The organism is Microcoleus sp. bin48.metabat.b7b8b9.023, from assembly GCF_013299185.1.
In the GTDB taxonomy this organism is placed as follows: Bacteria; Cyanobacteriota; Cyanobacteriia; order Cyanobacteriales; family Microcoleaceae; genus Microcoleus.
In genome coordinates, this window is record NZ_JAAFKG010000084.1 from 1 (window position 1) to 6,981 (window position 6,981).

Consider the following 6,981-nt stretch of genomic DNA (forward strand, 5'->3'; position numbering starts at 1 on the left):
CAAATCTGATGAGATTGGAGCCTTTCCCAATGAAACCAGTTGTCTCACAGTTTTTTGCCTCGTCGTAGAGCGAGATCATGCCAAACATGACCGTGGAACCCCCCGCGAATAATTCATGACACTAACGAAATTCAAGACTTAATTGAACAGTTGGAAAAGCGAGGAATCACTGTAGACGATGCTCAGAAAGAAGTTGCAGAAGATATGGCTACTCAATCTCGGAATAGCCCTACGATGAAAAACAAGTTGTTAAGTTGGGCGCAATCACTTGCCGATGCTACAGTCAGTGATGTGGTTAAGGAGACTGTTAAAATTGCTGTGCGTTCAGTAGGGATTCCAATACCCTAAAGTTATGTATCACACATAAAGAGCGATCGCCCTTTCTTTTTTCTGATAAACGAGAGGCTAAAATGAAAGATCGATCGCCCTTTCTTGTTTCTGATGACAGATCGACTAAAATAAAAAAGCGATCGCCCTTTGTTGTTTCTGATGACCGATCGCCTAAAATGAAAGAGCGATCGCTCGTCAATCTGTAATCTACCGTCACACAGCCGGCCGCACAACACGAATTAGTTTACCTTCCAAAGATTCTTCTGCTGTAATAGCCGTGTGGATTCGGTTAGCCAGCGCGAACCAATTGCGATCGTTCGTACAGGCAATAATGCCAGCATGAAGAAGCTATATGCGGTGCAACCGAAAGAAATCTTTACGGTTTTCAGTAATAACAGCACGTTTTTCACTACTGGCAAAAGCTAAAACATTTTCGTCAGGAATTTTCTGATTCGCTTTCCCTGCTTCTTGAACAGTCAAAACATCGTGTCCTAAAGCTCGCAGTAATTCTACAACAGGATAGGGGTATTGCTCATCGGCATAGAGACGCGCCATCTGCTACAAATCCTCGTACATCACTTCATCATTTTCTCGAATTTCTGTTTCGATTTCATCGGAAAAAGCTTCAGCATAAACCCAAGCGTTGGCAATATCAGTAGCAGATAGGGATGGATAGCTTGTGAGTAAATCGGCTTCGCTATAGCCAATCCGACGAGCTTCTACAAGTCCCCAAACAGTGATGCGAGTTCCAGCAATGCAGGCACTGCCGCCACAAACACCAGGGGTTTTTTCAATACCGCGCCAAGGAGTGATTTTCCCTTGGGATAGGAGTTGAACCACTTGAGCTTTTTCGTCGTCAGAGAGTGCCAGCAATTGAGGCTCTAATTCTTTCAGCGTCATGGCAAACAATAGAATTGCGGTAACATTCTATCTTATCAAACTACTTTTGGAAATGTCGTATTAAAAAAGTGCGATCGCCCGAGAGTCAAGCGATCGGCTGTATTATTGAACAGGCTGTATTGACTGGAAAACCTGTTTTCGCACAAAAATAACCGCAGAATTTCAATAAGTTTTATGTACCTACTTTGGAATCAAGGCTAAGCTGGATGTAATAAGACTCTACAGCTTGTATGAAAAAAATGCTTTATTCACTTTTGCCTAAATCTCAACTCAACATTCGGGTTTTAAAACATTTAGCAGCCGCTGTTTCGGCGTCTTTAGCCCTCAGTGCAATTACGACTTTGAAACCCTCGCCAGTAACGGCTGCTGGCGATATCCCCCTAACACAAACCTCGACTCAGCTAGCAGCAAAACCTGATTCTAGGTTGCAGCTAGGGCAGTTGCGTACCACTGTTCCAGTACAGACAATGCAGCTTGATGGAGGTGGATTTATCCCGATCGCGATCGGCGGTATGATAGTTATTCTAGTGCTACCGCTATTTTTTGGCGGATTAGTCGTAATTGGCGATCGCGAAGTCGGCATTGTCAGCAAAAAGTTTAGCTTCGGTGGCAAATCTTTACCCCCAGGCGATTTAATTGCCTTAAACGGAGAAGCTGGATATCAAGCCGATACATTACCCCCCGGTTGGCATTGGGGTTATTGGCCTTTGCAGTACAACGTTCGCAAAGAATCTCTGACGATAGTTCCCCAAGGCGAAATTGGTTTAGTTATCGCAGCAGGCGGCGAGTCAAATCCACCGCAGCGCATTCTCGGCAAAATCACAGAATGCGACAATTTTCAAGATGCTCGCAAATTCCTCAAAGGCGGCGGCGAAAAGGGCAGGCAACTCGGCATTTTGACAGGTGGCAGCTATCGAATTAACACGGCATTATTTACCGTAATTACAGCAGCAAATTCTCCCAAACACGGGATGACAGCCGAACAGTTAAAACTGTACACGATTGCCCCGGATAAAGTAGGAATTGTCACCACTTATGACGGCGTTCCGATTCAAGATGGCGAAATTGCCGGCCCGATCGTTCCGAATCATGACAACTTCCAAAACTCGCAAAAATTTATCACTGCTGGCGGGCGGCGCGGTTTGCAGGAACAGGTTTTGCTTTCCGGTTCGTGGAACTTAAATCCTTGGTTTGTCGGGGTTGACCAAGTGCCGATGACCGAAATCCCGATCGGCTATGTGGGCGCCGTGATTTCCTATGTGGGTCAAACCTCAGAAGATGTCAGCGGCGCTGCTTTCACTCACGGGAATTTGGTAAATGTCGGGAATAAAGGGGTGTGGGTAACTCCGCTTTATCCGGGCAAACATCCGCTGAACACTCGCATTTTGAAAGTAGAATTAGTACCAACTACCAATATTGTTTTGAATTGGTCGAGCAAAATAGAAAGACACAGTTACGATTCTCAACTTTCATCTTTAACAGTACGTTCTAGAGATGGTTTTGCCTTCGATTTAGAAGTAGCTCAAATTATTCACGTCGGCGCTTTAGATGCTCCGAAAGTCATCTCTCGCGTCGGTTCGATGCAGAACTTAGTTGACCACGTTTTGCAGCCGACAATCGGCAATTATTTCCGCAATTCGGCTCAATCTTATTCTGTGTTAGATTTTCTCTCCGCCCGGAGCGATCGCCAAGCAGAAGCAGCGGAATATATCAAAGCAGCTTTGCGAACCTACGACGTGCAAGCAATTGATACTTTGATCGGGGATATTCTGCCGCCCGCAGAGTTGATGCAAACTCAAACCGATCGCAAAATTGCTGAGGAACAATGCAAGACGTATGAGGTGCAGCAAATAGCACAAACTCAGCGGCAACAATTGGTGCGGGAAACTGCTTTAGCCGAGATTCAGCAAGAGATGGTGAAATCGGAACAAGGCGTCATGATTTCCGAGTTAAAAGCGAATTCTCAGGTGAAACAAGCTCAAGGCGAAGCTGAGTCGATTCGAGTGAAAGGAAATGCTCAAGCTGAAGCTTATCGCGCGGGTGTTGTAGCTTTGGGCGGTTCCGGTTATACGGCTTTGCAGTTAATGCAAATTATCGGCGATAGTCATGTGCGAGTTGTCCCAGATGTTGCGGTTAGCGGAAACGGTAGCGGCGGGGGTTTGGTTGACGGTTTGCTGGGAATGATGATGTGGAATCAAACGGGGAAAAATGGCGAAAATGGCGGGGAGTTACCTGTAGTTAAGTTACAAAAATCTGAATCTGTGGCCAAGTTACCTGTAGCAAAGGTGAATTCTGTTAAGTCCCCGGAATCTCGCCCTAATTCGTCCCCTGTTGCAAATTCGGATAGTGATATTGATTCGCTGTTTGATGAATTGCCGTTTGACAATTCATAAAGGTACGTAGTTGCGCTGTCTTCGCCGGCCGGCGCCCAAGCGCAACTACATACCTATTGCCGCGAATTCTTGGATGTTGGATGCGGCGCCCAAGCGCAACTACATACCTATTGCCGCGAATTCTTGGATGCTGCATTTAGGGGAAAGAAAGCAGCAGGCGAAACATAGAAAAATTCAGCAAGTTTTTGGATGTGTTCCGTTGTAAGTTGGCGCTTTTCCCGGAGGATATCAGAGACAATAGACTCGGTTTTAAAAATAGCAACTAAGTCTTTTTGTCTGAGTTCAAATTCTTCTATTAAAGCCTTTAACAGTTCTACTCCGTAAATGTCAGGTATGGGTTCTAAAGTTTGCTCGTACTCATAAACAAGCAATCCCAATAGGTTGAGGTAATCGCGTTCGTCAGGAGTCAGTTCGCCTTTGTCTAACAGAGAGTCAATGGTTTATTGAGTTGCGATTAATTCTGACTCCGCAGTTATGGATCGCGGCGGAAATGTTTTGAGTAGTTCGATATATGCAATAGAATTTTTCATAAGATTATTTTTTTAAATTAAAATCACATTTAATTTGTATCGTATTGCGTACATGACATTATACCTGATAATTCTCAGACTAGGCTTTATTTTTCTAGTACGAAGCGTACATTCTATACTGAATTTACTTTTTTTTGAGTTTGTATAGCATCCGAACTTTGTTGGTGTAAATGCGAATTATATGCGCCGGGAATCTCTGCGATCGCGCAAATCGCAGTACAATCGATCGCAATATTGCATATGAGGAATTCCCATGTCAGAACAGTTTTCCACTGAGATTAGCGATCGCATCTGCACTCACATGAACGACGATCACGCTAGCGCCATAGTTTTGTACGCTCAAGCCTACGGCGGCCAACCCGAGGCGACATCAGCTCAAATGCTCGCTATCGATGCTAACGGCATGGATTTAACCGCTCAAGTCAACGGCGAAACAGTACCTGTGAGAGTAAAGTTCGATCGCACTTTAGCAGATGCCGAAGATGCTCACCACACTCTGATCGATATGGTAAAACAAGCCAGAAAAGCTGCTAAGTAGCCAAATTTTCCGTATTCTGTTATAATTTCAAGATTCGTTCGTAGTACGGACTTTAGTTTGTTTAAATTATTGAAAAAGACTAAAGTCCAGGCTGCAAACATTGAGTTTAATATAATTTAAAAACTCGTTCGTAGTACGGACTTTAGTCCGTTCAAATTAGAAAAATCACTAAAATCATTACTACAAATCTTGACTTTGGTGAAATCCTTAATAAGGACTTTAGTCCTTAGTACAAACAATATATTTAATCGAGTTAAGTTGACATCTAACATATCAAATAAAATGACAAAAAACAACCCTCAATCCAAAGAATTTGATGCGGTCAAAGGCAGTAAAAATAACCCCTTCGAGGCACTGGTAAAGCGACTAGATTTGATGATTCGCGCCCGCTACTCGCTGCTGTACATTGTCGGCGCCGAAGAGGAACCTGTCGAGGCAGTAATTGCCCAAGTAGCGCTGCAAGTAACACCCGCGCGCCGGGTATTGTTCTGGGATATTGTGCGGGGCTGGGAGGATAACGGTTCCGGGAAAGGTTCGGTAATGGCGGCCCTCGATCGCATCGGCAAGACCGCTGTCGAAGAATATACTCTATTTGTACTCCGAGATTTGCACCCTATTTTGAAATATCCCTACAGCAGTACAAGTGCTCCTGTAATCCGGGAATTGCGTAATTTAACCAGGGAATTGAAGCGCAGCAAAAAAACCATCGTCCTCACTTCTCACGCGCTAGAATTGCCGGAGGAATTGAAAGAAGAAGTAACAGTAATTGATTTCCCCTTACCCAACATCCAAGAAATCAATCATTTAATTTCCCACGTGGTGGAAAAGCCGGAACAGTTGCAAGTTAGTGGCTTAGTAAAAGAACAATTAGTTAAAGCTTGTCAAGGTTTGAGCCGCGCTCGCATCGGGCGGGTTTTAGCTAAAGCTTTGGCAGCCAAACAGCAAATCAACGAGTCAGATATTGACGGAGTTTTGGAAGAGAAACAGCAAGCAATTCGCCAAACGGGAATTTTGGAGTTTTGCAACTCCCGAGAATCCTTGAAAAGTGTCGGCGGATTGGAAAATTTGAAGCAGTGGGTAAAGATGCGGCAAGATGCTTTTACTGATGAAGCGCGCCGCTACGGTATACCCAATCCTAAGGGCGTTTTGTTAGTAGGAATTCAAGGAACGGGCAAATCTTTATCGGCGAAAACTATTGCTTGTGAATGGCGTTTGCCGCTGCTGCGCTTGGATACTGGCAGATTGTTCGGTGGCATTGTTGGGGAAAGCGAAAGTCGCGTTCGACAAATGATACAATTGGCAGAGGCGATCGCACCTTGCGTCTTGTGGATCGATGAAATAGATAAAGCCTTCGGCAACATCATCAGCGGCGGCGACGGAGATTCGGGAACTTCGCGCCGGGTATTCGGCAGTTTGATCACTTGGATGCAGGAAAAAACTAGCCCGGTGTTTATCGTCGCTACAGCCAATAACGTGCGGATTTTGCCCGCAGAGTTGCTGAGAAAGGGCCGGTTTGATGAGATTTTCTTTTTGAATTTGCCCTCGGAATCGGAAAGGCAAGATATTTTTAAAGTGCATTTGCAGCGTTTGCGCCCCACTAGATTCCGCGACTTTGATTTGGCAATTTTGGCAAAGTCTTCTGAGAATTTTAGCGGTGCGGAAATTGAGCAAGTGGTAATTGATGGATTGTACCGGGCTTTTGGCACTTTTGTGAACGGGCAGCGCCGGGATTTGATGACGGAGGATGTTTTGAGGTCGATCGAGGATACAGTACCACTAGCTGCGATCGCGCGATCGCAAATCGAAGACTTAAAACAGTGGGCGGCCCAAGCTGGGGCGAGAACAGCTTCTAACGATACTCGATTGATTGATGAATTGAAGCGCTACAGCAGGCCGCTGGGAGAAGATGCGATCGATAATTAACTTAATTTCGGTTCGTAGTAAGGACTTTAGTCCTTCATTCAGAGGACTGAAGTCCGAACGATCAAACCTGTTCGTAGTAAGGACTTTAGTCCTTCATTCAGAGGACTGAAGTCCGAACGATCAAACCTGCTGGGAGAAGATGCGATCGATAATTAACTTAATTTCGGTTCGTAGTAAGGACTTTAGTCCTTCATTCAGAGGACTGAAGTCCGAACGATCAAACCTGTTCGTAGTAAGGACTTTAGTCCTTCATTCAGAGGACTGAAGTCCGAACGATCAAACCTGCTGGGAGAAGATGCGATCGATAATTAACTTAATTTCGGTTCGTAGTAAGGACTTTAGTCCTTCATTCAGAGGACTGAAGTCC

7 protein-coding genes are annotated in these 6,981 nt (G+C 44.9%); 4 read left to right on the forward strand and 3 right to left on the reverse strand.

Going from position 1 to position 6,981, the window contains the following annotated elements; genetic code table 11:
* The first annotated feature begins 410 nt into the window (after positions 1 to 410).
* Positions 411 to 536, forward strand: coding sequence for a hypothetical protein (locus QZW82_RS29970; protein WP_293157285.1), 126 nt, complete (start codon positions 411 to 413; stop codon positions 534 to 536).
* Between the two features lie 142 nt (positions 537 to 678).
* On the opposite strand, the gene QZW82_RS32350 is transcribed toward QZW82_RS29970, so the two are convergent.
* Positions 679 to 885, reverse strand: coding sequence for a DUF5615 family PIN-like protein (locus tag QZW82_RS32350; protein ID WP_366665110.1), 207 nt, complete (start codon positions 883 to 885; stop codon positions 679 to 681).
* Between the two features lie 3 nt (positions 886 to 888).
* A complete protein-coding gene (locus QZW82_RS29980; protein WP_293157288.1) occupies positions 889 to 1,230 on the reverse strand; it encodes a DUF433 domain-containing protein in 342 nt (113 codons plus the stop codon).
* A 239-nt stretch (positions 1,231 to 1,469) separates the two neighbouring features.
* Between QZW82_RS29980 and QZW82_RS29985 the strand changes: the two genes are divergently transcribed.
* Positions 1,470 to 3,623 carry an SPFH domain-containing protein gene (locus QZW82_RS29985; RefSeq protein ID WP_293157291.1) on the forward strand — a complete coding sequence of 718 codons (2,154 nt, stop codon included), beginning with the start codon at positions 1,470 to 1,472 and terminating at the stop codon, positions 3,621 to 3,623.
* 107 nt (positions 3,624 to 3,730) lie between these two features.
* Here QZW82_RS29985 and QZW82_RS29990 read toward each other — a convergent pair whose 3' ends face one another.
* Complete coding sequence (locus QZW82_RS29990) at positions 3,731 to 3,994, reverse strand: transcriptional regulator (RefSeq protein ID WP_293157294.1); 264 nt, start codon at positions 3,992 to 3,994, stop codon at positions 3,731 to 3,733.
* Positions 3,995 to 4,406: 412 nt separating this feature from the next.
* Here QZW82_RS29990 and QZW82_RS29995 point away from each other — a divergent pair, with 412 nt between their 5' ends.
* Together QZW82_RS29995 and QZW82_RS30000 are read left to right on the forward strand one after the other, a co-directional pair.
* The gene (locus QZW82_RS29995) at positions 4,407 to 4,691 is read left to right on the forward strand and encodes a DUF2470 domain-containing protein (RefSeq protein ID WP_293157297.1); all 285 of its coding nucleotides are present in this window, start codon (positions 4,407 to 4,409) and stop codon (positions 4,689 to 4,691) included.
* A gap of 282 nt (positions 4,692 to 4,973) precedes the next feature.
* The gene (locus QZW82_RS30000; protein ID WP_293157300.1) at positions 4,974 to 6,614 is read left to right on the forward strand and encodes an AAA family ATPase; all 1,641 of its coding nucleotides are present in this window, start codon (positions 4,974 to 4,976) and stop codon (positions 6,612 to 6,614) included.
* Positions 6,615 to 6,981 lie beyond the last annotated feature (367 nt).